The following is a 24,822-nucleotide window of genomic DNA, read 5'->3' as shown; positions in this document are numbered from 1 at the left end:
CGCCGCGGGCCTCACTCCAGCAACCCGGACCGCATCGCACTGGTCACCGCAGCCGTCCGGTCGTCCACCCCCAACTTCCCGAAGGCCCGCAGCAGATGGGTCTTCACGGTGGACTCCCCGATGAAGAGCCGACGGCCGATCTCGGCGTTGGTGCACCCCTCGGCGACCAGCCGAAGCACCGCGGTCTCGCGCTCCGAGAGCCGCGGCCGCTCCGGCTTCGTACGCAGCTGGTCCATGAGACGCGCGGCCACGGACGGTGCCAGCACGGTCTCCCCACGGGCCGCGGCCCGCACCGCGTCGGCGAGTTCCGCCCGCGGCAGATCCTTCAGCAGGTAGCCCGCCGCCCCCGCCTCCACCGCCCGCAGAATGTCACGGTCCGTCTCGTACGTCGTCAGCACGACGACCCGGCACGACAACCCCGCCTCCGTCATGCGGACGATCGAGTCGACGCCTCCGCCTTCCGGCATCCGCAGGTCCATCAGGACGATGTCGGGCCGGAGTTCGGCGGCCAGCGCCTCCGCCTGTGGTCCGCTGGACGCGTCGGCGATCACATCGAGGTCGGGCTCGGCGCTGAGCATGGCGCGCAGCCCTTCGCGTACGACGGGATGGTCGTCGGCGAGGATGATCCGGATCACGAGTCGCTCCCGGGGACGGGCAGGCACACGGTGACGGTCGTGCCGGTGCCGGGCGTACTGCGGACCTGGGCCGTACCGCCCACCTCGGCGGCCCGTGCGCGCAACCCCGCCAGACCATAGCCGTCGACCGGCGCGACGGGGTCGAAGCCGCAGCCTTCGTCACGCACGGAGACGGCCAGCGAATCGTCGGCGTAGGCGAGCGTGACCGCGACCGCGGCCGAACTCCCCGCGTGCTTGCGGGCGTTCGCCAGCGCCTCCTGGCAGGAGCGCAGGACGACGACCTCGGGCCCGGCGGGCAGCGCGCGCACCGGGCCGGTCACGTCGACCGTCGCGTCATGGCGGGCGGCGAGCCGGCGCAGCGCGTCGGGCAGCGAGGCGCCGTCGAGGTCGGCGGGTGCGCCACCGGCGACCAGGGCCCGTGCCTCGGCGAGGTTCTGCCGGGCGGTCTCGGCCATGAGAGCCAGGTGGCGGCGGGCCTGTGGCACGTCGTGGTCCAGCTCGGCGTCGACGGCCTGGACCAGCATCAGCAGACTGGTGAAGCCCTGCGCGAGGGTGTCGTGGATCTCCCGGGAGAAGCGCTCCCGTTCGGCCAGCGCGCCGTGTGCGGCCGAGAGTCGGGAGATCTCGTGGCGGCTGGCGTCCAACTCGGCGATCAGCTCGGCCCGTTCCTGGCTCTGCTCGATGATGCGGATGACCCAGCTGCCGAGCACCGCGGAGAAGACGAGGGTGACCACGGCGAAGACGGTGTTGAAGAAGACGTCCTGGTCGCTGGGCCACCACAGCAGCGCCCAGCCCACCACCGGCGCGATGTTGATGACGGTCACGGCCGTCAGCGCCCGGCGAAGGCGAAGGCCGATGAAGCACTGCGGAACCAGTGCGAACGTCATCAGGCGGGTCTCGCCGACCAGGATGCCGGGCGGCAGGAACAGCACGATCGCGCCCGCGATGTAGCCGAGGGCGCGGTACTCGTCCGGGCTCTCGGCCGTGAGGATGGGGCGCCCGACCGCCAGATACCAGGGAATCAGCAGGAGAAGCAGTGCGCCGGCGGCGACCCGGATGTGCCACCCCGGATGGCCCGTGCCCAGCACGAACACCAGAGTGGCCACCCAGACGATCGCGAAGTACGAGTCCCACAGCCGGAACGAGCGGTCCCAGGTGTTCGACTCGCGTGCTCCGGCCGGATCCGTCATCCGTCGCGCCGGTTCTTCCACCGGAAAGTCAGCAGACACAGCAGCAATCCTCCGACGCACCAGGCCCCGAGCACCAGGGCGATCCGCCCGAACTCCCAGCCACCCGCCTGTTCGAGGACCTTCGCCGACTCGGGCAGGAAGACCCCGCGCAGTCCCTGGCACATCCACTTCAGAGGGAACAGCGCGCCGATGTTCAGCATCCACTCCGGGATGGTGTCGATGGCGATGTACACCCCGGAGATGAACTGGAGGACCAGGAAGGGCAGGACGACCACCGACGTGGCGCTCTTGCCGGACTTCGGGACCGAGCTGATCGCGATGCCGAGCAGGGCGCATGCCGTGAGGCCCAGGACGAAGACCCAGGCGAAGTCCGCCCACTTGCCGAGGTCCGAGGGCAGGTCCACGTCGTACAGCGTCGTGCCGACGAGGAGCAGGATCGCGGTCTCCAGGGCGCCGGTCACCAGAACCAGCCAGATCTTGCCGAGGAAGTACGCGGCCGGTGGCATGGGTGTGCCGTGCAGCCGGCGCAGCACCTTCTCGTCCCGCTCGATCGCGATCGAGATACCCAGGGACTGGAAGCTGGTGGACATGATGCCCGCCGCCATCATGGCGGGGACGTACAGCTGGGAGGCGGTGATGCCGGCTCCCTGGACGTCGTCGCTGAAGATCGAGGCGAAGAGGAAGAGGAACACGACCGGGAAGGCGAAGGTGAACACCACCTGGTCGCGCTGGCGGAAGAACTGCTTGATCTCCAGGGCGCCCCGCTGGAGGCCGAGCCCCCAGGCGCCGGGCAGCCTGCCCGACGAGGTCGCGCTGTGCGCGCGTACGGCGGTCGTGGTCACCGCGCTTCCTCCTGTCCGGTCAGCCGCAGGTAGACGTCCTCCAAGGTGGGGCGGTTCACCCGCAGTCCCGTGATCTCGCCGTCGAAGCGGTGCATGAGCTCGGCGACGGTCCTGGTGGGCGTGTCCGTGCGCTCCTCGCGCGAGGTGCCGTCGGGCTCCGTCCACTCGACGGTCGCCTCGGTGCCGAAGCGTTCGCGCAGCGCGGACGGCTCGCCCTCGGCGACCACCCGGCCCATCGCGATGACCGCGAGACGGTGCGCGAGCGCCTCCGCCTCCTCCAGGTAGTGCGTGGTGAGCAGGATCGTCGTGCCCTCGTCGGCCAGCTTCCGGATCAGTTCCCAGAACTGCCGCCGCGCGGCCGGGTCGAAGCCGGTCGTCGGCTCGTCCAGGAGCAGCAGCTCAGGGCCGCCGATCACACCGAGCGCCACGTCCAGGCGCCTGCGCTGACCGCCGGAGAGCGCCTTGATGCGGCTGCCCGCCTTCTCCTCCAGACCGACCAGGCCGATGACTTCCTCGGGGTCGCGGGGCTTCGGGTAGTAGCGGGCGAAGTGCCGCACGGTCTCGCGCACCGTCAACTCGGCGGGTGCGGATTCGTCCTGCCAGACGATGCCGACGCGCGAGCGCCATGCGCGCGTGCCGGTCGCCGGATCCGCACCGAGCACCGAGACCTCGCCCGCGTCCCGGCCGCGGTTGCCCTGGAGGATCTCCACCGTGGTGCTCTTGCCCGCTCCATTGGGTCCGAGCAGGCCGAACACCTCGCCCTGCCGTATGCCCAGATCGATGCCGTCGACTGCGGTCACGTCTCCGTACTGCTTGCGCAGCCCCCGTACGTCCACCGCGAGTTGCTCCGCGTGTGTTGTCATGCCGACGAGCCTCCCGCCGAACCGAACGTTCCGGGACGACCGTGCGTACTTCCTTATGTCCATCGAACGGTGGACACGGGGGCGGGTGCGGCACAATGACCCTGCCCGCAGGCCCCTTCGAAGCTACGGAAACGGCGTGATGAGCAAGACGACAGTCAAGGACGTCTCGACCGACCAGGAACGCGTCGCCGCTCCCCGGACGGTCGGCGGCAGCCGTGGGCTCGCCCTGCTGCTGGTGATCACCGGTGCGGCCGGTCTCCTCGCCGCGTGGGTCATCACGATCGACAAGTTCAAGTTGCTGGAGAACCCGAACTTCGTACCCGGGTGCAGCCTGAACCCGGTTGTCTCCTGCGGCAACATCATGAAGAGCGAGCAGGCCTCGGCCTTCGGGTTCCCCAACCCCATGCTGGGCCTCGTGGCGTACGGCATCGTCATCTGCGTCGGCATGAGCCTGCTCGCCCGGGCCACCTTCCCGCGCTGGTACTGGCTGACCTTCAACTTCGGCACGCTCTTCGGCATCGGATTCTGCACCTGGCTGCAATTCCAGTCGCTGTATCGCATCAACGCGCTGTGCCTGTGGTGCTCCCTCGCCTGGGTCGCCACGATCACGATGTTCTGGTACGTGACGTCGTTCAACATCCGCAACGACTTCCTGCCAGCCCCGCGCTGGCTGAAGAGCTTCTTCGGCGAGTTCACCTGGGTCCTGCCGGTGCTGCACATCGGCATCATCGGGATGCTGATCCTGACCCGCTGGTGGGACTTCTGGACCAGCTGAGCCCCGCTGTGCTCGCGGGCCCGGCGGCGTTGTCAGTGGCGTGACATAGGGTTTTGCATGTGGAGCCCGACCTGTTCACCGCCGCGGCAGAAGAACGCCAGGAGAAGGACCCGTCCGCCAGTCCCCTGGCGGTACGGATGCGCCCGCGCACCCTCGACGAAGTCGTGGGCCAGCAGCATCTGCTGAAGCCGGGATCGCCCCTGCGCAGACTCGTCGGCGAGGGGAACGGCGGCCCGGCCGGACCGTCCTCGGTGATCCTCTGGGGCCCGCCCGGCACCGGCAAGACGACCCTCGCCTATGTGGTGTCCAAGGCCACCAACAAGCGCTTCGTGGAGCTGTCGGCCATCACCGCGGGCGTCAAGGAAGTACGCGCGGTGATCGACGGAGCACGCCGTGCCACCGGCGGCTTCGGCAAGGAGACCGTCCTCTTCCTCGACGAGATCCACCGCTTCAGCAAGGCTCAGCAGGACTCCCTGCTGCCCGCGGTCGAGAACCGCTGGGTGACCCTGATCGCGGCCACCACCGAGAACCCGTACTTCTCGGTGATCTCTCCGCTGCTCTCCCGCTCCCTCCTGCTCACCCTCGAACCGCTCACGGACGACGACCTGCGCGGCCTCGTCAAGCGCGCGCTCACCGACGAGCGCGGCCTCAAGGACGCCGTCACGCTTCCCGCGGACACCGAGGAGCACCTGCTGCGGATCGCCGGCGGGGACGCCCGCCGTGCCCTGACCGCGCTTGAGGCCGCCGCCGGCGCCGCGCTCGACAAGGGCGAGACGGAGATCAGCCTCCAGACCCTGGAGGAGACGGTCGACCGCGCCGCCGTGAAGTACGACCGCGACGGCGACCAGCACTACGACGTGGCGAGCGCGCTCATCAAGTCCATCCGAGGCTCGGACGTGGACGCGGCCCTGCACTACCTGGCCCGGATGATCGAGGCCGGTGAAGACCCCCGCTTCATCGCCCGCCGCCTCATGATCTCCGCCAGCGAGGACATCGGCCTCGCCGATCCGAACGCGCTGCCCATAGCCGTGGCCGCCGCCCAGGCAGTCGCCATGATCGGCTTCCCCGAGGCCGCGCTCACCCTCAGCCACGCCACCATCGCCCTCGCCCTGGCCCCCAAGTCCAACGCCGCGACGATGGCGATCGGCGCCGCCATGGAGGACGTACGCAAGGGACACGCGGGACCCGTGCCGGTGCACCTGCGCGACGGGCACTACAAAGGCGCGGCCAAGTTGGGGCACGCCCAGGGGTACGTGTATCCGCACGACTTGCCCGAGGGGATCGCCGCCCAGCAGTACGCCCCGGAGGAGCTCAAGGACCGCGAGTACTACACACCGACCCGGCACGGCGCCGAGGCGCGGTACGCGGACGCCGTGGAGTGGACCAGGAAGCACCTCGGCCGGGGAAAGCCCTGACACCTCCGGGCGGGGTTGCCGTGGCCTCTGGTCGAAAGCGCTCCTGATCCCCCTGTAAGATGACTGAAGCGCTGCGTCCCGTGTCCGACTCCGGTCGGCACCACCAGAACGGGACATCCAGCCGGAGCCCCTGCCGCCACGGAGGGATTCCAGGAGCGTCGCGCACCGTCGAAGGTGTCGCGGGCAGCCCACCACCATCCGGTCTTCCGGAGCGGTCGGTGGGCCACTCGCGTGCTGCACGTATGTGCCCAGACCAGGGAGCGGCTGCCCAGCAGGTCCGTCAGGGCCCGCGGGGTTTCCCCGGCTGCGGATTGCGACCTCCCCTAACCCTGGTGAAGCCGTATTCGCATCAGAAACATGAGGTGTTTGGTTCATGGCGAACCAGTCCCGCCCCAAGGTCAAGAAGTCGCGTGCCCTCGGTATCGCGCTGACCCCGAAGGCCGTCAAGTACTTCGAGGCCCGCCCCTACCCGCCGGGTGAGCACGGCCGTGGCCGCAAGCAGAACTCGGACTACAAGGTCCGTCTGCTCGAGAAGCAGCGTCTGCGCGCGCAGTACGACGTGTCCGAGCGCCAGCTCGTCCGCGCCTACGAGCGTGCCTCCAAGGTCCAGGGCAAGACCGGTGAGGCCCTGATCATCGAGCTGGAGCGTCGTCTCGACGCGCTGGTCCTGCGTTCGGGCATCGCCCGCACGATCTACCAGGCCCGCCAGATGGTCGTTCACGGCCACATCGAGGTCAACGGCCAGAAGGTCGACAAGCCCTCGTTCCGCGTCCGTCCCGACGACGTCGTGATGGTCCGCGAGCGCAGCCGCGAGAAGACCCTCTTCCAGGTGTCGCGTGAGGGTGGCTTCGCCCCCGACGGCGAGACCCCGCGCTACCTCCAGGTGAACCTCCGCGCCCTGGCCTTCCGCCTGGACCGTGAGCCGAACCGCAAGGAGATCCCGGTGATCTGCGACGAGCAGCTCGTCGTCGAGTACTACGCCCGCTGATCTTCCTGCGGACGTAGCACCACCTGCGCGTCAGCCCGTCGTCTCCCCGCCCTTCGAGGTGGGGGAGACGGCGGGTTCGCGCATTTCCGGGGGTCGCCAGCAGTTCGCCCACCAGCGAGGCGCACACGTCCGCCAGATGCTCGAACCCGTCCAGGACGAGGAGGAGTTGACGCTCGGCGAGATGGTCGAGCAGCACCCGGCGCGGCGGCCGCGACGTCTGATCGGTCAGACCGAGGGCCTCGACGGCCGCGTACTCGACGAGGCTCGGATCGCGCACCGCGGACAGTTCCACGCGCCACGCCCCGTCGCCCGCGTCCGTCCGCGCCGCGGCGTGCGCCGCCAGCCGCGACTTGCCCACGCCGCCCATGCCCGTCACGGTCACCAGGCGGGCCGTCTCCAGTGCCTCGGTCAGCCGCGTGAGTTCGGCCGAGCGTCCCACGAACGCGTCGAGTTCCAGGGGCAGGTTGCCGGGTGCCGCAGGGACGGCGGGCTGAGAACCTCGCATGGGACACGGAGCGTACTGACCCGTAAGCGGTCCGTGCAATCGCTTCGCGCAACTCGGCTGCGAGCAGCCGTTAATGCGGTACGGAGCGGCGGCCCCGGCGCGATAGGCTCGGGGGACGACTTTTCGATGTTCAGGCACGCATGAGGGAGCGGGTGCACAGTGTCCGGTGGAGAGGTGGCCGGGATCCTGGTGGCCGTCTTCTGGGCGATCCTGGTCTCCTTCCTCGCCGTCGCGCTGGCGAGGCTGGCCCAGACGCTCAGGGCGACCACCAAGCTCGTCGCGGACGTGACCGACCAGGCCGTCCCGCTGCTCGCCGACGCCTCCGCGGCCGTGCGCTCCGCACAGACGCAGATCGAGCGGGTCGACGCCATCGCGTCGGACGTCCAGGAGGTCACGTCGAACGCCTCGGCGCTGTCCTCCACCGTCGCCTCCACCTTCGGGGGCCCCCTGGTGAAGGTCGCCGCCTTCGGCTACGGCGTGCGCCGGGCCATCGGAGGCCGTCGTGAGAATGTGCCCGACAAGGCGTCCCGGCGTACCGTGATCGTGGGCCGCACCGTCCCGTCCGCGCGACGGGGAAAGCGGAAGAAGGACTGACGCAGCGATGTTCCGCCGTACGTTCTGGTTCACCGCCGGCGCAGCCGCGGGTGTGTGGGCCACCACCAAGGTCAACCGCAAGCTCAGGCAGCTGACCCCCGAAAGCCTCGCGGCACAGGCCGCGAACAAGGCGATCGAGGCGGGCCACCGGCTCAAGGACTTCGCGCTCGACGTCCGCGACGGCATGGCCCAGCGGGAGGCCGAACTCGACGAGGCGCTCGGGCTCAACACCCGTCCCGACCTGCCCGCCCCCCGGCGCGTCGCCGCCATCGAGAACAGCGACACCCCGAAGTACAGCAAGAACCCGACGTACGTCGAGAGGTCGACGTACTCGTACAACCGGAATGAGGACCACTGATGGAGTCGGCTGAAATCCGCCGCCGCTGGTTGAGCTTCTACGAGGAGCGCGGTCACGCCGTCGTCCCTTCGGCGTCGCTCATCGCGGACGACCCGACTCTGCTCCTCGTCCCCGCCGGCATGGTCCCCTTCAAGCCGTACTTCCTCGGTGAGGTCAAGCCGCCGTGGTCGCGCGCCACGAGCGTGCAGAAGTGCGTACGCACGCCCGACATCGAAGAGGTCGGCAAGACCACGCGGCACGGCACGTTCTTCCAGATGTGCGGCAACTTCTCCTTCGGCGACTACTTCAAGGAAGGCGCCATCACCTACGCCTGGGAGCTGCTCACCACGCCCCAGGACAAGGGTGGTTACGGGCTCGACCCCGAGCGCCTGTGGATCACGGTCTACCTCGAGGACGACGAGGCCGAGGCCATCTGGCGGGACAAGATCGGCGTCCCGGCCGAGCGCATCCAGCGCCTCGGCAAGAAGGACAACTACTGGTCCATGGGCGTCCCCGGCCCCTGTGGTCCGTGTTCCGAGATCAACTACGACCGCGGCCCCGAGTTCGGCGTCGAGGGCGGCCCGGCCGTCAACGACGAGCGGTACGTGGAGATCTGGAACCTGGTCTTCATGCAGTACGAGCGCGGTGAGGGCACCTCGAAGGAGGACTTCGAGATCCTCGGCGAGCTGCCCAGCAAGAACATCGACACCGGCCTGGGCATGGAACGCCTCGCCATGATTCTGCAGGACGTGCAGAACATGTACGAGATCGACACCTCCATGGCCGTCATCAAGAAGGCCACCGAGCTGACCGGTGTCGAGTACGGCGCCGCCCACGACTCCGACGTCTCGCTGCGCGTGGTCACCGACCACATGCGCACGTCCGTCATGCTCATCGGCGACGGGGTGACCCCCGGCAACGAGGGCCGCGGCTATGTGCTGCGCCGCATCATGCGCCGCGCCATCCGCAACATGCGTCTGCTCGGTGCCACCGGTCCGGTCGTGAAGGACCTGATCGACACGGTCATCGCGATGATGGGTCAGCAGTACCCGGAGCTCGTCTCCGACCGCAAGCGCATCGAGACCGTGGCCCTCGCCGAGGAGGCCGCCTTCCTCAAGACGCTGAAGGCCGGCACGAACATCCTCGACACGGCCATCACCGACACCAAGGAGTCCGGCGGCACGGTCCTCGCCGGCGACAAGGCCTTCCTGCTCCACGACACCTGGGGCTTCCCGATCGACCTCACCCTCGAAATGGCCGCCGAACAGGGCCTTTCGGTGGACGAGGACGGCTTCAGGCGCCTGATGAAGCAGCAGCGGGACCAGGCCAAGGCCGACGCCCGGGCCAAGAAGACCGGCCACGCCGACCTCGGCGCCTACCGCCAGATCGCCGACGCCGCCGGTGAGACCGACTTCGTCGGCTACGACCGCACCGAGGGCGAGTCGACGATCGTCGGCATCCTGGTCGACGGTGCCTCGTCGCCCGCCGCCACCGAGGGCGACGAGGTCGAGATCGTCCTCGACCGCACCCCGTTCTACGCCGAGGGCGGCGGTCAGATCGGCGACACCGGTCGCATCAAGGTGGACACCGGTGCCATCGTCGAGATCCGCGACTGTCAGAAGCCGGTCCCTGGGGTGTACGTCCACAAGGGCGTCGTCCAGTTCGGCGAGGTCACCGTCGGCGCCAAGGCCCAGGCCTCCATCGACGTACGCCGTCGCAAGGCCATCGCTCGTGCCCACTCGGCCACGCACCTCACGCACCAGGCCCTGCGCGACGCCCTCGGCCCGACGGCCGCCCAGGCCGGTTCGGAGAACCAGCCCGGCCGCTTCCGCTTCGACTTCGGCTCCCCGTCCGCCGTACCGACAGCCGTGATGACCGACGTCGAGCAGCAGATCAACGAGGTGCTCGCCCGCGACCTGGACGTCCAGGCCGAGATCATGAGCATCGACGAGGCCAAGAAGCAGGGCGCCATCGCCGAGTTCGGCGAGAAGTACGGCGAGCGGGTCCGCGTCGTCACCATCGGCGACTTCTCGAAGGAGCTGTGCGGCGGCACGCACGTCCACAACACCGCCCAGCTGGGCCTGGTGAAGCTGCTCGGCGAGTCGTCGATCGGCTCCGGCGTCCGCCGCATCGAGGCCCTGGTCGGCGTCGACGCCTATAACTTCCTGGCCCGCGAGCACACGGTCGTCGCCCAGCTCCAGGAGCTGGTCAAGGGCCGTCCGGAGGAGCTCCCGGAGAAGATCTCCGCCATGCTCGGCAAGCTGAAGGACGCCGAGAAGGAGATCGAGAAGTTCCGCGCGGAGAAGGTCCTGCAGGCCGCCGCCGGCCTCGTCGAGTCCGCCAAGGACGTGCACGGCGTCGCCCTGGTCACCGGCCAGGTCCCGGACGGCACCACCGCCGACGACCTGCGCAAGCTGGTCCTCGACGTGCGCGGCCGCATCCAGGGCGGCCGGGCCGCCGCGGTCGCCCTGTTCACTGTGGCCAATGGCAAGCCGCTGACGGTCATCGCCACCAACGAGGCCGCCCGCGAGCGCGGCCTCAAGGCCGGTGACCTGGTCCGCGCCGCCGCCAAGACCCTCGGCGGCGGCGGTGGCGGCAAGCCGGACGTCGCCCAGGGCGGCGGCCAGAACCCGGCCGCCATCGGCGAGGCCATCGACGCGGTCGAGCGCCTGGTCGCCGAGACGGCCAAGTAAGGCCCAGGGACATGCGTAGAGGACGTCGTCTCGCCATCGATGTCGGGGATGCCCGCATCGGGGTCGCCTCGTGCGACCCCGACGGGATCCTCGCGACACCGGTGGAGACGGTCCCGGGGCGTGACATCCCGGCCGCCCATCGTCGGCTCAGGCAACTTGTCGAGGAGTACGAGCCGATCGAGGTCGTCGTCGGACTCCCTCGCTCCCTCAAGGGGGGCGAGGGCCCGGCCGCGGTGAAGGTCCGCGCCTTCGCCCAGGAGCTCGCCCGGGGGATCGCCCCCGTTCCCGTGCGGCTCGTGGACGAGAGGATGACCACAGTGACGGCCAGTCAGGGCCTGCGGGCCTCGGGCGTGAAGTCCAAAAAGGGCAGGTCGGTGATCGACCAGGCGGCCGCCGTCATCATTCTGCAGCAGGCCCTGGAATCCGAACGGGTGTCAGGTACGTCTCCCGGCGAGGGCGTCGAAGTGGTCATCTGATCGCGATACGGTAACGTTCCGCGCGATGCGGTGGTGTTCGAACAGTCGCCGCACAGCAAAGAGGCGGATGGGAGCCGTGCCACAAGCGCCAGCAGCCACCGCCTCGCGGCTCGTAGGGGATCGATGACTGAGTATGGCCGGGGCGCAGGCTCCGAACCGTGGCATCCGGAGGACCCGTTGTACGGGGACGGCGGATGGGGAGGACAGGCTGCCGACGGCCAGTCCCCCTACGGCGGCCAGCCGCAGCACCATCCGCAGCAGCCGCAGCAGCAGGCGCAGTACGGCGACTGGGGCACGGGCCAGCAGGGCGGCTACGGCCACGACCAGCAGCAGTATCACAACCAGGGACAGCAGCAGTACCAGGACCAGGGCCGGCAGCAGTTCCCCAGTCAGGGGCACCCGCAGTACGCGGACCAGGCCCAGCACCAGTACAACGGCCAGGGCCAGCAGCAGTACGTCGACCAGGGGCAACAGCAGTACGGCGGTCAGGGGCAGCAGCAGTACAACGAAGGCGGCTGGAGCACGGGCACGCACCCGCACGTCCCGTACGCCGCCGATCCGGCCGACCCCTACGCGGGCCAGTACAACGGTGAGCAGCCCGACTTCTATGGCACCCCCGACGCCTACCCGCCGCCGGAGCCGCCCGCTCGCCGGCGCGCCGAACCCGAGCCGCAGACGGACTGGGATCCGGGACCCGACCAGGGCGAACACGCCTTCTTCGCCGGTGGCGGCGACGATGACGACGACTTCGACGACGACGATCCGAAGTCCGGCCGCGGCCGTGGTGACCGGCGCGGCAAGGGTGGCGCCAAGGGCAAGAAGCGCCGCAGCGGCTGCGCCTGCCTGGTGGTCGTGCTGGTCTTCGGAGGCGGGCTCGGCGGAGTCGGATATTTCGGGTATCAGTTCTATCAGAATCGCTTCGGCCCGGCGCCCGACTATGCGGGCGACGGCACGGGACAGGTGCCGGTCGAGATTCCTTCGGGGGCGGGCGGTTACGACATCGGCAAGAAGCTGAAGGACGCCGGCGTCGTCAAAAGCGTCGACGCCTTCGTATCCGCTCAGCAGAACAATCCCAATGGAAAGCTGATCCAGGCGGGCGCCTATCTGCTGAAGAAGGAGATGTCGGCAGCGAGCGCCGTCAAGTTGATGCTCGATCCCAAGAGCCAGGCCAACGTGATCGTCGCCCCAGGGCGGCGCAACTCGATTGTCTATGCGGATATCGACAAGAAACTCGAACTCGCCAAGGGCACCACCGCGAACGTTGCCAAGAAGAAATACAAGAGTCTCGGACTCCCCTCCTGGGCGAACAGCAACCGCTATATCAAGGATCCGCTGGAAGGATTCCTCTACCCGGCCACATACCCCGCGGCGAAGGGTATGAAGGCCGAGGACGTGCTGAAGAAGATGGTGGCGCAGGCCACGTCGAAGTACAACGCGCTGGACCTCCAGGCGAAGGCCAAGGGCCTCAACCTGGACAACCCGCTGCAACTCGTCACGGTCGCGAGCCTCGTCCAGGCCGAAGGAAAGACCCATGACGACTTCCGGAAGATGGCCGAGGTCGTCTACAACCGCCTGAAGTCCACCAACACCGAGACCAACAGGCTGCTCCAGTTCGACTCGACCTTCAACTACTTGAAGGGCCAGAGTAAGATCCACATCAGCGAGTCCGAGATCAACAGCAACAAGGACCCGTACAACACGTACACGCAGAAGGGTCTGCCGCCCGGACCGATCGGCAACCCGGGTGATGACGCACTGAGTGCGGCGCTCAACCCGACGAGCGACGGCTGGATCTACTTCGTGGCGACCGACGGTCAGGACAACACCGAATTCGCCAAGACGTACGCCGAATTCAACAGACTCAAGGAAAAATTCAATGAAAGCTCGGGCAACTGACGCCCGCCGGGCTGCCGTACTCGGTTCTCCGATCGCCCACTCCCTCTCCCCGGTGCTGCACCGGGCGGCGTACAAGGAGCTGGGGCTCGGCGACTGGTCGTACGACCGTTTCGAGGTCGACGAGGAGGCGCTGCCCGGGTTCTTCGGAGAGCTCGGGTCGGAGTGGGCCGGGTTGTCGTTGACCATGCCGCTCAAGCGTGCGGTGATTCCGCTGCTCGATGAGATCACCGACACGGCCGCCTCGGTCGAGGCGGTCAACACGGTGGTGTTCACGCAGGACGGCCGACGCGTGGGCGACAACACGGACATCCCCGGGATGATCGCCGCCCTGCGTGAGCGGGGGATCGAGGAGGTGGACTCCGCGGCCGTCCTCGGCGCGGGCGCCACCGCCTCGTCCGCGCTGGCGGCGCTCGCCCGCGTCTGCACCGGTGAAGTCGTCGCCTACGTCCGCAGTGAGGCGCGCGCCGCCGAGATGCGGCAGTGGGGCGAGCGGCTCGACGTCGAGGTGCGGACCGAGGACTGGGCGGACGCGGAGCAGGCGCTGCGGGCACCGCTGGTGATCGCCACGACCCCGGCCGGGACCACGGACGCGCTCGCCGCCGCCGTCCCGGAGCGGCCCGCGACCCTCTTCGACGTGCTGTACGACCCGTGGCCCACGTCCCTCGCGGCGCGCTGGTCCGCGTACGGCGGTGCCGTGGTCAGCGGTCTCGACCTGCTGGTGCATCAGGCGGTGCTCCAGGTCGAGCAGATGACCGGGCGTTCGCCGGCGCCGCTGGACGCCATGCGGAAGGCCGGCGAGCACGCGCTGGCGGCGCGCTGACGACCTGCCCCTGCTCTGGGCACTGCGCGATCTGCTCGGCGTCCGCGGCCCCAAGCACGGCTGCGGAATCGACGTCTGCAAGGCCTGCACCAGCCATCTCGACGGCGAGGCCGTGCGTCCCTGCGTGGTTCCGGTCGCCGAGGCCGCGGGCCGCGAGGTCACCACCGTCGAGGGGCTCGCGGACGGTGACCGGCCGCACCCCGTCCAGGAGGCCTGGCTGGAGCAGGACGTCGCCCAGTGCGGCTACTGCCGGCCCGGTCAGATCATGGCGGCCGTCGCCCTGCTGAAGCGTACGAAGAACCCCACGGACGCCGACATCGACGAGATCGCGAACGTCTGCAGCTGCGGCACGTACTTCCGCATCCGCGAGGCGATCAAGAGCGCGGCGGCACGAATGGCGTGACGGCGGCGGCGCGGATGAGGCGATGGCGGGGCGCACACGGGGCCGCACCAGCTGACAGGGTCCGTCCGCCTGATGGACCTGCGACCGGATCCCGGGCCGAGACGTGGGAGGATCGGAGGTGGCGGGCCAGGGCCGCGCACCCGGTCGCGCCGTCGCCGTACGCGAGGACGCGCGTACGCAGCAGCAGTACCAGGGCGCGAGCATGAGGAGCACCGTTGAGCAGGTTGCGCTGGCTGACCGCGGGGGAGTCCCACGGTCCCGCACTTGTCGCGACGCTGGAGGGCCTTCCCGCCGGCGTGCCGATCACCACGGAGATGGTGGCGGACCACCTCGCCCGGCGGCGCCTGGGCTATGGACGCGGTGCCCGGATGAAGTTCGAGCGCGACGAGGTCACCTTCCTCGGCGGCGTACGGCACGGCCTCACCCTCGGCTCGCCGGTGGCCGTCATGGTCGGCAACACCGAGTGGCCCAAGTGGGAGCAGGTCATGGCGGCCGACCCGGTCGCCCCGGAGATCCTCGCCGACGTGGCCCGCAACGCCCCGCTGACCCGGCCCCGGCCCGGCCATGCCGACCTCGCGGGAATGCAGAAGTACGGCTTCGACGAGGCCCGGCCGATCCTGGAGCGCGCCTCCGCCCGTGAGACCGCGGCCCGCGTGGCGCTGGGCGCGGTGGCCCGCTCGTACCTGAAGGAGACGGCCGGGATCGAGATCGTCTCGCACGTCGTCGAACTGGCCGCGGCGAAGGCGCCCTACGGCGTCTACCCGAAGCCCTCGGACGTCGAGAAGCTCGACGCCGACCCGGTGCGCTGCCTCGACGCCGACGCGTCGAAGGCGATGGTTGCGGAGATCGACCAGGCCCACAAGGACGGCGACACGCTCGGCGGCGTGGTCGAGGTGCTGGCGTACGGCGTGCCGGTGGGCCTCGGCTCGCACGTGCACTGGGACCGGCGTCTCGACGCCCGGCTCGCGGCCGCGCTCATGGGCATCCAGGCCATCAAGGGTGTCGAGGTCGGCGACGGCTTCGAGCTCGCCCGGGTGCCCGGCTCCAAGGCGCACGACGAGATCGTCCGCACCGACGAGGGCATCCGGCGCACCTCCGGCCGCTCCGGGGGCACCGAGGGCGGGCTGACCACCGGTGAGCTGCTGCGCGTGCGCGCCGCGATGAAGCCGATCGCGACCGTGCCGCGCGCGCTCGCCACCATCGACGTCGCCACCGGCGACGCCGCCAAGGCCCACCACCAGCGCTCCGACGTCTGCGCGGTCCCGGCCGCCGGCATCGTCGCCGAGGCGATGGTGGCCCTCGTCGTCGCGGACGCGGTCGCCGAGAAGTTCGGCGGCGACAGCGTCCCGGAGACCCGCCGCAACGTCCGGTCGTACCTCGACAACCTGGTCGTGCGGTGACCGCTCCGAGCGTCGTCCTCGTCGGCCCGATGGGGGTCGGCAAGTCCACGGTGGGCGCACTGGTCGCCGAGCGGCTCGGCTGCGTCTACCGGGACACGGACGACGACATCGTGGCCGAGCAGGGCCGCACCATCGCCGACATCTTCGTCGACGAGGGCGAGCCGGTCTTCCGTGCGATCGAGAAGCGGGCCGTGCACAAGGCGCTCGCCGAGCACGACGGCGTCCTCGCGCTCGGCGGCGGCGCGATCCTCGACGAGGACACCCGTGCGCTGCTCGCCGGGCACCGGGTCGTTTACCTCTCGATGGACGTCGAGGAGGCGGTCAAGCGCACCGGCCTCAACGCCGCACGTCCGCTGCTGGCCGTCAACCCGCGCCGGCAGTGGCGCGACCTGATGGAGGCGCGCCGCCACCTGTACACCGAAGTCGCCCGCGAGGTCGTGGCCACCGACGGCCGTACCCCCGAAGAGGTCGCCCAGGCGGTCCTCGACGCACTGGAGTTGAAGGAAGCATGAGCGAGGCAGTGACCCGTATCCAGGTCGGCGGCACCGCGGGCACCGACCCCTACGAGGTCCTGGTCGGCCGTCAACTCCTCGGCGAACTGGGTGAGTTGATCGGCGACAAGGCCAAGCGCGTCGCGGTGATCCACCCCGAGGCGCTCGCCGAGACCGGCGAGGCGCTCCGAGCCGACCTGGCCGGACAGGGCTTCGAGGCCGTCGCCATCCAGGTGCCGAACGCGGAGGAGGCCAAGACCGCCGAGGTCGCCGCCTACTGCTGGAAGGCGCTCGGCCAGTCCGGCTTCACCCGCACCGACGTCATCGTCGGTGTCGGCGGCGGCGCCACCACCGACCTGGCCGGCTTCGTCGCGGCGACCTGGCTGCGCGGGGTGCGCTGGATCGCCGTCCCCACGACCGTGCTCGCCATGGTGGACGCGGCGGTCGGCGGCAAGACCGGCATCAACACAGCCGAGGGCAAGAACCTGGTGGGCTCTTTCCACCCGCCCGCGGGCGTGCTCTGCGACCTGGCCGCGCTCGACTCGCTGCCGGTCAACGACTTCGTGTCCGGGCTCGCGGAGATCATCAAGGCCGGATTCATCGCCGACCCGGTGATCCTCGAGCTGATCGAGGAGGACCCGCAGGCCGCCCGCACCCCGGCCGGCCCGCACACCGCGGAGCTCATCGAGCGCTCCATCAAGGTGAAGGCCGAGGTCGTCTCCGGCGACCTCAAGGAGTCCGGGCTGCGAGAGATCCTCAACTACGGGCACACGCTCGCGCACGCCATCGAGAAGAACGAGCGCTACAAGTGGCGGCACGGCGCGGCCGTCTCCGTCGGCATGCACTTCGCCGCCGAACTCGGCCGTCTGGCGGGTCGGTTGGACGACGCGACGGCCGACCGTCACCGCACGATCCTGGAGTCCGTCGGCCTCCCGCTGAGCTACCGCTACGACCAGTGGCCCAAGCTCCTGGAGAACATGAAGGTCGACAAGAAGTCCCGCGGCGACCTGCTGCGCTTCATCGTCCTCGACGGCCTTGCCAAGCCGACGGTCCTGGAAGGCCCGGACCCGGCCGTGCTGCTCGCCGCGTACGGCGAAGTCGGGGAGTGACGGCCTCTCGGCGAACGGGCGGGTAACTCCCGACGGGCCCACACTTGGCCCGTTTTGCCCCTCGCTCACGGGCACTTCGCACGTTCCCCGGCCGTTCCCACAACGGCGGCCGGGGAAGGTACCGTTCGGTAGCGAGCGGGACCGAGGCCCCGTTCGTCCAGCGCCAATTGCCTGACGCGAGTGAGCCGAAGGGACGCGTCGGTGTCGAGAGGGTGAGTGCCCCAAGGCCCGAAGGGCTGAGCACGGTCGCCCTCCGGACGCCGGCTGAGGCGTCCCGAAGGCGAACGAGCCAAAAGACACGAGACGGAGTGGCACCGGATGCAGCACGCAGTGGGGGCTCCGCTGCCGCCGCCCCACCAGCCGGGGCATGGAACGGCCGCCGGCTGGTCGCCGACCGGACAGCACCCGGGACACCCGGGTCCCGCACCCGCTCCCGGTTTCACCGGAGCGCCCCTGCCTCCCGGGGTCCCTCCCACGCAGGTCCCGCATCACGCGCCCCAGCACCACGCTCCGCAGCAGCCTCCGCACCACGCCGCCGCGCAGCCCGCACACCACGCTCCCGTGCCTCCCACGCCGGACACGACCGGGCATGTGCAGCTGCCCCCGGGCGGCCCCGTCGCCATGCCGTCGCCGCCGCCCGCCGCGGGCGCGTCCGACCCCACAGCCACCACGCTCGCGGTGCTGCTCATCGGTCCCGCGGGCGCCGGAAAGACCAGCGTCGCCAAGTACTGGGCGGACCACCGCCGGGTGCCCACCGCGCACATCAGCCTCGACGACGTACGCGAATGGGTGCGCTCGGGTTTCGCGGACCCGCAGTCGGGGTGGAACGATCATTCGGAGGCGCAGTACCGACTGGCTCGCCGCACCTGCGGCTTCGCCGCGCGGAACTTCCTGGCCAACGGCATCTCCTGCATCCTCGACGACGCGGTCTTCCCGGACCGCCCGGTCGTCGGGCTCGGTGGCTGGAAGCGGCACGTCGGTCCCGGCCTGCTGCCGGTCGTTCTGCTCCCGGGCCTGGAGATAGTCCTGGAGCGCAACGCCGAGCGCTCCGGAAACCGCCGCCTCACCGACGAGGAAGTCGCCCGGATCCACGGCCGGATGGCCGGCTGGTACGGCTCCGGGCTGCCCATCATCGACAACTCGCAGCTCGACGTACCGGCCACGGCTCGCGTCCTGGACGACGTGCTCGCCCGGTCGATCGCCAGCCCGCCCCAGTGGTAGTCCCCCCACCCGCACCGCCCGTCCGGCCCCTCTGAAACGGCGACATCCGGCCACCGCTCGTAGGCTCGTTTCATGCCAGAGGTGTACGCGGCCCGCAGAGAGCGGGTCCGAGAGCGCTGTACGGCGGGCGGCAGTGCGACGGCGCTCGTCACCCGCCCCGCCAACGTGAGGTATCTCGCCGGCGCGGCCCCGCGAGGTGCCGTGCTCCTGCTGGGCAGGGGCGAGGATCTGCTGCTGTGCGTCGGGCCGCCGAGCGGCGAGGCCGGCGAAGGACGTCCCGACGAGGCGCTGCGGGTGCAGGTGCTGCCGCGTGCCGGCGGTGATGCCGCCGTTGCCGCCGCCGATGTCGCCGCGGCCCAGGGCGCCGAGTCCCTCGCGGTCGAGGAACACCACCTGACCGTGACCCGGCACCGCGCCATCGGCTCGGTGGCCCCACGGCTGCGCCTCGGCGACCTGGGCGGTGCGGTGGAACAGCTGCGGGTGATCAAGGACGAGGAGGAGATCTCCTGTCTGCGGATCGGCGCCGAGATCGCCGACCAGGCCCTGGGCGAGCTCCTCGAATCCATCCTGGTCGGCCGCACGGAACGCCATCTCGCGCTGGAGCTGGAGCGCCGCCTCGTCGACCACGGCGCCGACGGCCCGGCGTTCGCGACCTCGGTCGGCACCGGCCCGAACTCGGGTCGGCGCGGCCACCGGCCCACCGACCGGCGGGTCGAGGAGGGCGACTTCCTCTCCGTCTGCCTGGGCGCGACCTATCGCGGCTACCGCTGCGAGATCGGCCGTACCTTCGTGATCGGCACCTCCCCGGCCGACTGGCAGATCGAGTTGTACGACCTCGTCTTCGCCGCCCAGCGCGCCGGACGGGAGTCGCTGGCGCCCGGCGCCGCCTACCGTGACGTGGACCGAGCGGCCCGCCAGGTACTGGACTCCGCGGGCTATGCGGAAGGCCTTCCAGCGCTGACCGGGCACGGTGTGGGGCTCGAAATCGACGAGGACCCGCAGCTGGCTCCCGCAGCCATGGGTAAACTGGACGCTTGCGTGCCGGTCACCGTCGAACCGGGGGTCCACCTCCCGGGCCGGGGCGGTGTCCGGATCGATGACACGCTCGTCGTACGCCCCGAGGCGGACGGCGGACCCGAGCTACTCACCATCACGACCAAGGAACTGCTCGCGCTCTAGCCTTCGAGCTACGCGCGTGTCCCGGGGTCGTCCACGTCAGTCCAGGAGATTCCGCAACCGTGGCTTCCACGAACGACCTCAAGAACGGCCTGGTGCTCAAGCTCGACGGGGGCCAGCTCTGGTCCGTCGTCGAGTTCCAGCACGTCAAGCCCGGCAAGGGCCCGGCCTTCGTGCGCACCAAGCTGAAGAACGTGCTCTCCGGCAAGGTCGTCGACAAGACGTTCAACGCCGGCGTCAAGGTCGAGACGGCCACGATCGACAAGCGCGACATGCAGTTCTCGTACATGGACGGCGAGTACTTCGTCTTCATGGACATGGACACGTACGACCAGCTGATGGTCGACCGCAAGTCCGTCGGTGATGCCGCCAACTTCCTGATCGAGGGCTTCACGGCCACCGTCGCCCAGCACGAGGGCGAGGTGCTCTTCGTCGAGCTGCCTGCCGCCGTCGAGCTGGTCATCCAGGAGACCGAGCCGGGCGTCCAGGGCGACCGCTCCACCGGTGGCACCAAGCCCGCCACCCTGGAAACCGGCCACCAGATCCAGGTCCCGCTCTTCATCACCACCGGTGAGAAGATCAAGGTCGACACCCGCACCAGCGACTACCTCGGCCGGGTGAACAGCTAACCGTGGCTGCCCGCAACACGGCCCGCAAGCGCGCCTTCCAGATCCTCTTCGAGGGCGACCAGCGCGGCGTGGACGTCCTGACGGTCCTCGCGGACTGGATCCGGCACTCCCGGTCCGACACCCGGCAGCCGCCGGTGAGCGAGTACACGATGCAGCTGGTCGAGGGCTACGCCAAGAAGGCGGCCAGGATCGACGAGCTGCTCGCGCAGTACGCCGTCGGCTGGACGCTGGACAGGATGCCGGTCGTCGACCGCAACATCCTGCGCCTCGGTGCCTACGAGCTGATCTGGGTCGACGAGACCCCGGACGCCGTGGTGCTCGACGAGGCGGTGCAGCTGGCGAAGGAGTTCTCCACGGACGAGTCGCCCTCGTTCGTGAACGGCCTGCTCGGCCGGCTGAAGGACCTGAAGCCGTCGCTCCGCCGGGACGAGGCGTAGGCGCTCCGTCGGTAGGGCGGATGCGAACAGGGAAACCGTTGGCTCCGCCCCCAGAAGCCGTCACAAAGGGCCCGCAGCAGACGCTGCGGGCCCTTTGGCATTCCGGTACCCATGAGGCTCCCGAGGCGCACAGAAAGCCGCCGGGGTGGCCGGAACGATGAAGTTCCGGCCACCCCGGCGGCACGTTTCTGCTGAGCTGTCCGAAGGGGTCAGCCCTCGTCGTGGGAGACGGCACGGCGCGCGTCCGCGTCCAGGACGCCCCAGCTGATCAGCTGCTCGGTGAGGACCGAGGGCGACTGGTCGTAGATGACGGCGAGGGTGCGCAGGTCGTCCTGGCGGATCGACAGCACCTTGCCGTTGTAGTCACCGCGCTGGGACTGGATCGTCGCCGCGTAACGCTGCAGGGGACCCGCCTTCTCGGCCGGCACGTGGGCCAGCCGCTCCAGGTCCAGGACCAGCTTCGGCGGCGGCTCGGCGGCCCCGCCCGGCGTGGTGCCCGGCAGCAGCTCCTGCACCGGAACCCCGTAGAAGTCCGCCAGCTCGGCGAGGCGCTGCACGGTGACGGCGCGGTCGCCGCGCTCGTACGAACCGACCACGACCGCCTTCCAGCGTCCCTGGGATTTCTCCTCTACGCCGTGGAGGGAAAGGCCCTGCTGGGTGCGGATGGCGCGGAGCTTGGCCCCGAGCTGTTTGGCGTATTCGCTGGACATATAGCTCCCCGGACGCTGTATCAACGTGCGGCTCCGCCGCGCGGCTGGTGACTCTTGTGACTCACAGTGAGGTTACGCAGCGTTACTCTCCCCCGTCAAGCCGAATGGTCCGGACCGACCCTTCCGTGGGAGTCACCGGCGGTGGCTTGAAGGGTGGTGATCAGGCGCGTTGCCGGACTGGTACCGTGGATGGCGCAATTCCGACGTCCTTTAATGATCCGTCCCGTGAGGCGGAGAAGGAGGTCCGTTTCGTATGGACACAGAGCAGGACAAGCAGAGTTACGAAGCCGATGCGCGGCCCGTTCTCGAAGCCCCCGACATCGCGCGGGTGCTGACCCGCATCGCCCACGAGATCGTCGAGCGCGCCAAGGGTGCGGACGACGTGGTGCTTCTCGGCATTCCGACCCGAGGCGTCTTCCTGGCCCGCAGGCTGGCCGACAAGCTCGAAGAGATCACCGACCGCAAGATCCCGGTCGGCTCCCTCGACATCACCATGTACCGCGACGACCTGCGCATGCATCCGCCGCGTGCGCTGGCCCGCACCGAGATTCCCGGTGACGGCATCGACGGCCGCCTGGTCGTCCTCGTCGACGACGTGCTCTTCTCCGGCCGCACCATTCGCGCGGCGCTCGACGCGCTGAACGACATCGGCCGCCCGCGCGCCGTGCAGCTCGCGGTCCTCGTCGACCGCGGTCACCGCGAACTGCCCATCCGCGCCGACTACGTCGGCAAGAACCTCCCCACGTCGTTGCGGGAGACGGTCAAGGTCCAGCTCGCCGAGGAGGACGGTCGCGACACCGTGCTGCTCGGTGCGAAGCGGACCTCCTCGGACGCACAGCAGTAGCCCTCCGGCGTACGCCACTGTCGTACGCCCCTGAGCGCGCCCTGCCTGCCCGAATCCTCCCGAACTGAACTGCCTTACGGAGCCTGACAGATGCAGCGTCATCTCATCTCGGCCGCCGACCTCACCCGCGACGACGCCGTCCTGATCCTCGACACCGCCGAGGAGATGGCCCGGGTCGCCGACCGGCCGATCAAAAAGCTGCCGACCCTGCGCGGCCGCACCGTCGTCAACCTCTTCTTCGAGGACTCGACCCGCACCAGGATCTCGTTCGAAGCCGCCGAGAAGCGCCTCTCCGCGGACGTCATCAACTTCACCGCCAAGGGATCGAGCGTCTCCAAGGGCGAGTCCCTGAAGGACACCGCCCAGACCCTCGAAGCCATGGGCGTCGACGCCGTCGTCATCCGGCACGGCGCCTCCGGTGCCCCCTACCGGCTCGCCACCTCCGGCTGGATCGACGCCGCCGTCATCAACGCCGGTGACGGCACCCACCAGCACCCCACGCAGGCCCTGCTCGACGCCTTCACCATGCGCCGCCGCCTGGTCGGCCGGGACGCCGGGATCGGCCAGGACCTGTCCGGCAAGCGCATCACGATCGTCGGCGACGTCCTGCACAGCCGGGTCGCGCGCTCGAACGTCGATCTGCTGCACACCCTCGGCGCCGAGGTCACCCTCGTCGCTCCGCCGACCCTGGTGCCGGTCGGCGTCGGGACCTGGCCCTGCGAGATCTCGTACGAACTCGACAGCACGCTCTCCAAGTCCGACGCGGTGATGATGCTGCGCGTGCAGCGCGAGCGGATGAACGCGGCGTTCTTCCCCACCGAGCGCGAGTACTCGCGGCGCTACGGCCTCGACGGCGACCGCATGGCGAAGATGCCCGAGCACGCGATCGTGATGCACCCCGGCCCGATGGTCCGCGGCATGGAGATCACCGCCGAGGTCGCCGACTCCGAGCGCTGCACCGTCGTCGAGCAGGTCGCCAACGGCGTCTCGATCCGGATGGCCGTCCTGTACCTGCTCCTTGGCGGCAACGAGCCCGCCGTCACCCACACCCGTACCGAGGAGAAGTAAGAACATGAGCAAGATCCTGATCCGTGGTGCGAAGGTGCTCGGGGGCGAGCCGCAGGACGTCCTGATCGACGGCGACACGATCGCCGAGGTGGGCAGCGGGCTGTCCGCCGACGGTGCCGAGATCGTCGAGGCCGAGGGCAAGGTGCTCCTGCCGGGCCTCGTCGACCTGCACACGCATCTGCGTGAGCCCGGCCGCGAGGACTCCGAGACCGTGCTGACGGGCACGCGGGCCGCGGCGAGCGGGGGCTACACGGCCGTGTTCGCGATGGCCAACACCTTCCCGGTCGCCGACACCGCCGGTGTGGTCGAGCAGGTCTACCGGCTCGGCCAGGAGCACGGCTACTGCGACGTGCAGCCCATCGGCGCCGTCACCGTCGGCCTGGAGGGCAAGAAGCTCGCCGAACTGGGCGCGATGCACGAGTCGGCGGCCGGCGTCACGGTCTTCTCGGACGACGGCAAGTGCGTGGACGACGCGGTGATCATGCGCCGCGCGCTGGAGTACGTGAAGGCCTTCGGGGGCGTCGTCGCGCAGCACGCGCAGGAGCCCCGCCTCACCGAGGGCGCCCAGATGAACGAGGGCGTCGTCTCCGCCGAGCTGGGGCTCGGCGGCTGGCCCGCGGTGGCCGAGGAATCGATCATCGCCCGGGATGTCCTGCTCGCCGAGCACGTCGGCTCGCGCGTCCACATCTGCCACCTGTCCACGGCCGGTTCGGTCGAGATCGTGCGCTGGGCCAAGTCCCGCGGCATCGACGTCACCGCCGAGGTCACCCCGCACCACCTCCTGCTCACCGACGAGCTGGTGCGCACCTATGACCCGGTCTACAAGGTCAACCCGCCGCTGCGCACCGAGCGCGACGTCATGGCACTGCGCGAGGCGCTCGCCGACGGCACGATCGACATCGTCGCCACCGACCACGCGCCGCACCCGCACGAGGACAAGGACTGCGAGTGGGCCGCGGCCGCCATGGGCATGGTGGGTCTCGAAACCGCGCTGTCCGTCGTCCAGCAGACGATGGTCGAGACCGGCCTGCTCGACTGGGCCGACGTCGCCGACCGCATGTCCGTCCAGCCCGCGCGGATCGGCCGGGCCGCGGGCCACGGCCGTCCCGTCTCGGCAGGTGAGCCCGCGAACCTCACGCTGGTCGACACGGCATACCGTGGGTCCGTGGACCCCGCGGGCTTCGCCTCGCGCAGCCGCAACACCCCCTACGAGGGCCGTGAGCTGCCGGGCCGGGTCACGCACACCTGGCTGCGGGGCAAGGCCACCCTCGTCGACGGGAAGCTCGCGTGACACCTCTCATCTCG

General features: G+C 69.9%; 25 protein-coding genes and 1 pseudogene. 20 read left to right on the top strand and 6 right to left on the bottom strand.

Annotated features, from left to right (window positions below; translation table 11 throughout):
• Positions 1-11 precede the first annotated feature (11 nt).
• The 4 genes from OG390_RS09450 to OG390_RS09435 are packed head-to-tail and all read right to left on the bottom strand — an operon-like array spanning position 12 to position 3,530.
• Positions 12-635: a response regulator gene (locus OG390_RS09450; protein WP_406166626.1), complete on the bottom strand. Its 624-nt coding sequence runs from the start codon at positions 633-635 to the stop codon at positions 12-14.
• A complete protein-coding gene (locus OG390_RS09445) occupies positions 632-1,825 on the bottom strand; it encodes a sensor histidine kinase (protein ID WP_406166624.1) in 1,194 nt (397 codons plus the stop codon). The genes OG390_RS09450 and OG390_RS09445 overlap by 4 nt, the downstream gene beginning before the upstream one ends.
• Positions 1,822-2,667 (bottom strand): ABC transporter permease, encoded by an 846-nt coding sequence (locus tag OG390_RS09440; RefSeq protein WP_406166623.1) that lies wholly within the window; start codon positions 2,665-2,667, stop codon positions 1,822-1,824. The genes OG390_RS09445 and OG390_RS09440 overlap by 4 nt, the downstream gene beginning before the upstream one ends.
• Positions 2,664-3,530 carry an ABC transporter ATP-binding protein gene (locus OG390_RS09435; protein ID WP_406166621.1) on the bottom strand — a complete coding sequence of 289 codons (867 nt, stop codon included), beginning with the start codon at positions 3,528-3,530 and terminating at the stop codon, positions 2,664-2,666. Before OG390_RS09435 ends, OG390_RS09440 begins: the two co-directional genes overlap by 4 nt.
• A gap of 139 nt (positions 3,531-3,669) precedes the next feature.
• Between OG390_RS09435 and OG390_RS09430 the strand changes: the two genes are divergently transcribed.
• The 3 genes from OG390_RS09430 to rpsD all read left to right on the top strand — a co-directional run bounded on the left by OG390_RS09430 (position 3,670) and on the right by rpsD (position 6,708).
• Positions 3,670-4,305, top strand: coding sequence for a vitamin K epoxide reductase family protein (locus tag OG390_RS09430; protein WP_406166619.1), 636 nt, complete (start codon positions 3,670-3,672; stop codon positions 4,303-4,305).
• A gap of 59 nt (positions 4,306-4,364) precedes the next feature.
• A complete protein-coding gene (locus tag OG390_RS09425; protein WP_406166618.1) occupies positions 4,365-5,720 on the top strand; it encodes a replication-associated recombination protein A in 1,356 nt (451 codons plus the stop codon).
• 373 nt (positions 5,721-6,093) lie between these two features.
• Entirely contained in the window at positions 6,094-6,708 is a 615-nt protein-coding gene (rpsD, locus tag OG390_RS09420; RefSeq protein ID WP_362021045.1) for a 30S ribosomal protein S4, read from the top strand.
• 85 nt (positions 6,709-6,793) lie between these two features.
• On the opposite strand, the pseudogene OG390_RS09415 reads toward rpsD, so the two are convergent.
• A pseudogene (locus OG390_RS09415) lies at positions 6,794-7,213 on the bottom strand (AAA family ATPase); the annotation flags it as partial.
• Between the two features lie 159 nt (positions 7,214-7,372).
• Here OG390_RS09415 and OG390_RS09410 point away from each other — a divergent pair.
• From OG390_RS09410 to nusB, 14 genes are all read left to right on the top strand, one after another.
• Positions 7,373-7,807 carry a DUF948 domain-containing protein gene (locus OG390_RS09410; protein WP_189188020.1) on the top strand — a complete coding sequence of 145 codons (435 nt, stop codon included), beginning with the start codon at positions 7,373-7,375 and terminating at the stop codon, positions 7,805-7,807.
• A gap of 7 nt (positions 7,808-7,814) precedes the next feature.
• Entirely contained in the window at positions 7,815-8,165 is a 351-nt protein-coding gene (locus OG390_RS09405) for a DUF6167 family protein (protein WP_406166615.1), read from the top strand.
• Complete coding sequence (gene alaS / locus OG390_RS09400; RefSeq protein ID WP_406166613.1) at positions 8,165-10,837, top strand: alanine--tRNA ligase; 2,673 nt, start codon at positions 8,165-8,167, stop codon at positions 10,835-10,837. Before OG390_RS09405 ends, alaS begins: the two co-directional genes overlap by 1 nt.
• 11 nt (positions 10,838-10,848) lie before the next feature.
• A complete protein-coding gene (gene ruvX / locus OG390_RS09395; RefSeq protein ID WP_189188023.1) occupies positions 10,849-11,313 on the top strand; it encodes a Holliday junction resolvase RuvX in 465 nt (154 codons plus the stop codon).
• 123 nt (positions 11,314-11,436) lie between these two features.
• The gene (mltG, locus tag OG390_RS09390; protein WP_406166612.1) at positions 11,437-13,209 is read left to right on the top strand and encodes an endolytic transglycosylase MltG; all 1,773 of its coding nucleotides are present in this window, start codon (positions 11,437-11,439) and stop codon (positions 13,207-13,209) included.
• Positions 13,190-14,029, top strand: coding sequence for a shikimate dehydrogenase (locus tag OG390_RS09385; protein ID WP_406166610.1), 840 nt, complete (start codon positions 13,190-13,192; stop codon positions 14,027-14,029). Before mltG ends, OG390_RS09385 begins: the two co-directional genes overlap by 20 nt.
• A 4-nt stretch (positions 14,030-14,033) precedes the next feature.
• Positions 14,034-14,432 carry a (2Fe-2S)-binding protein gene (locus OG390_RS09380; RefSeq protein ID WP_406177572.1) on the top strand — a complete coding sequence of 133 codons (399 nt, stop codon included), beginning with the start codon at positions 14,034-14,036 and terminating at the stop codon, positions 14,430-14,432.
• 215 nt (positions 14,433-14,647) lie between these two features.
• Positions 14,648-15,832, top strand: a complete 1,185-nt coding sequence (gene aroC, locus OG390_RS09375) for a chorismate synthase (protein ID WP_406166608.1) — start codon at positions 14,648-14,650, stop codon at positions 15,830-15,832.
• A 29-nt stretch (positions 15,833-15,861) separates the two neighbouring features.
• Entirely contained in the window at positions 15,862-16,344 is a 483-nt protein-coding gene (locus tag OG390_RS09370) for a shikimate kinase (RefSeq protein WP_406177570.1), read from the top strand.
• On the top strand, positions 16,341-17,432 hold the full coding sequence (gene aroB, locus OG390_RS09365) for a 3-dehydroquinate synthase (protein ID WP_406166606.1): 1,092 nt from the start codon (positions 16,341-16,343) through the stop codon (positions 17,430-17,432). The genes OG390_RS09370 and aroB overlap by 4 nt, the downstream gene beginning before the upstream one ends.
• 318 nt (positions 17,433-17,750) lie before the next feature.
• Positions 17,751-18,653 (top strand): Pro-rich N-terminal domain-containing protein, encoded by a 903-nt coding sequence (locus OG390_RS09360; RefSeq protein WP_406166604.1) that lies wholly within the window; start codon positions 17,751-17,753, stop codon positions 18,651-18,653.
• Positions 18,654-18,725: 72 nt separating this feature from the next.
• Entirely contained in the window at positions 18,726-19,832 is a 1,107-nt protein-coding gene (locus tag OG390_RS09355) for a M24 family metallopeptidase (protein ID WP_406166602.1), read from the top strand.
• A 59-nt stretch (positions 19,833-19,891) separates the two neighbouring features.
• Positions 19,892-20,458 carry an elongation factor P gene (efp, locus tag OG390_RS09350; protein ID WP_010988257.1) on the top strand — a complete coding sequence of 189 codons (567 nt, stop codon included), beginning with the start codon at positions 19,892-19,894 and terminating at the stop codon, positions 20,456-20,458.
• A 2-nt stretch (positions 20,459-20,460) separates the two neighbouring features.
• The gene (gene nusB, locus OG390_RS09345; RefSeq protein ID WP_399076291.1) at positions 20,461-20,895 is read left to right on the top strand and encodes a transcription antitermination factor NusB; all 435 of its coding nucleotides are present in this window, start codon (positions 20,461-20,463) and stop codon (positions 20,893-20,895) included.
• Positions 20,896-21,104: 209 nt separating this feature from the next.
• Here nusB and bldD read toward each other — a convergent pair whose 3' ends face one another.
• A complete protein-coding gene (bldD, locus tag OG390_RS09340) occupies positions 21,105-21,605 on the bottom strand; it encodes a transcriptional regulator BldD (RefSeq protein ID WP_067366005.1) in 501 nt (166 codons plus the stop codon).
• 253 nt (positions 21,606-21,858) lie between these two features.
• Here bldD and pyrR point away from each other — a divergent pair, with 253 nt between their 5' ends.
• From pyrR to OG390_RS09325, 3 genes are all read left to right on the top strand, one after another.
• Positions 21,859-22,449 (top strand): bifunctional pyr operon transcriptional regulator/uracil phosphoribosyltransferase PyrR, encoded by a 591-nt coding sequence (pyrR, locus tag OG390_RS09335; RefSeq protein ID WP_399076288.1) that lies wholly within the window; start codon positions 21,859-21,861, stop codon positions 22,447-22,449.
• Positions 22,450-22,539: 90 nt separating this feature from the next.
• Positions 22,540-23,517 (top strand): aspartate carbamoyltransferase catalytic subunit, encoded by a 978-nt coding sequence (locus tag OG390_RS09330; RefSeq protein ID WP_406166599.1) that lies wholly within the window; start codon positions 22,540-22,542, stop codon positions 23,515-23,517.
• A gap of 4 nt (positions 23,518-23,521) precedes the next feature.
• On the top strand, positions 23,522-24,808 hold the full coding sequence (locus OG390_RS09325) for a dihydroorotase (protein ID WP_406166597.1): 1,287 nt from the start codon (positions 23,522-23,524) through the stop codon (positions 24,806-24,808).
• Positions 24,809-24,822: the final 14 nt, after the last annotated feature.

The sequence above is a fragment of the Streptomyces sp. NBC_00996 genome (assembly GCF_045162675.1).
Lineage (GTDB): Bacteria > Actinomycetota > Actinomycetes > Streptomycetales > Streptomycetaceae > Streptomyces.
Note: the sequence above shows the minus strand (reverse complement) of the source record. Positions and strands in the feature narration are given on the sequence as shown.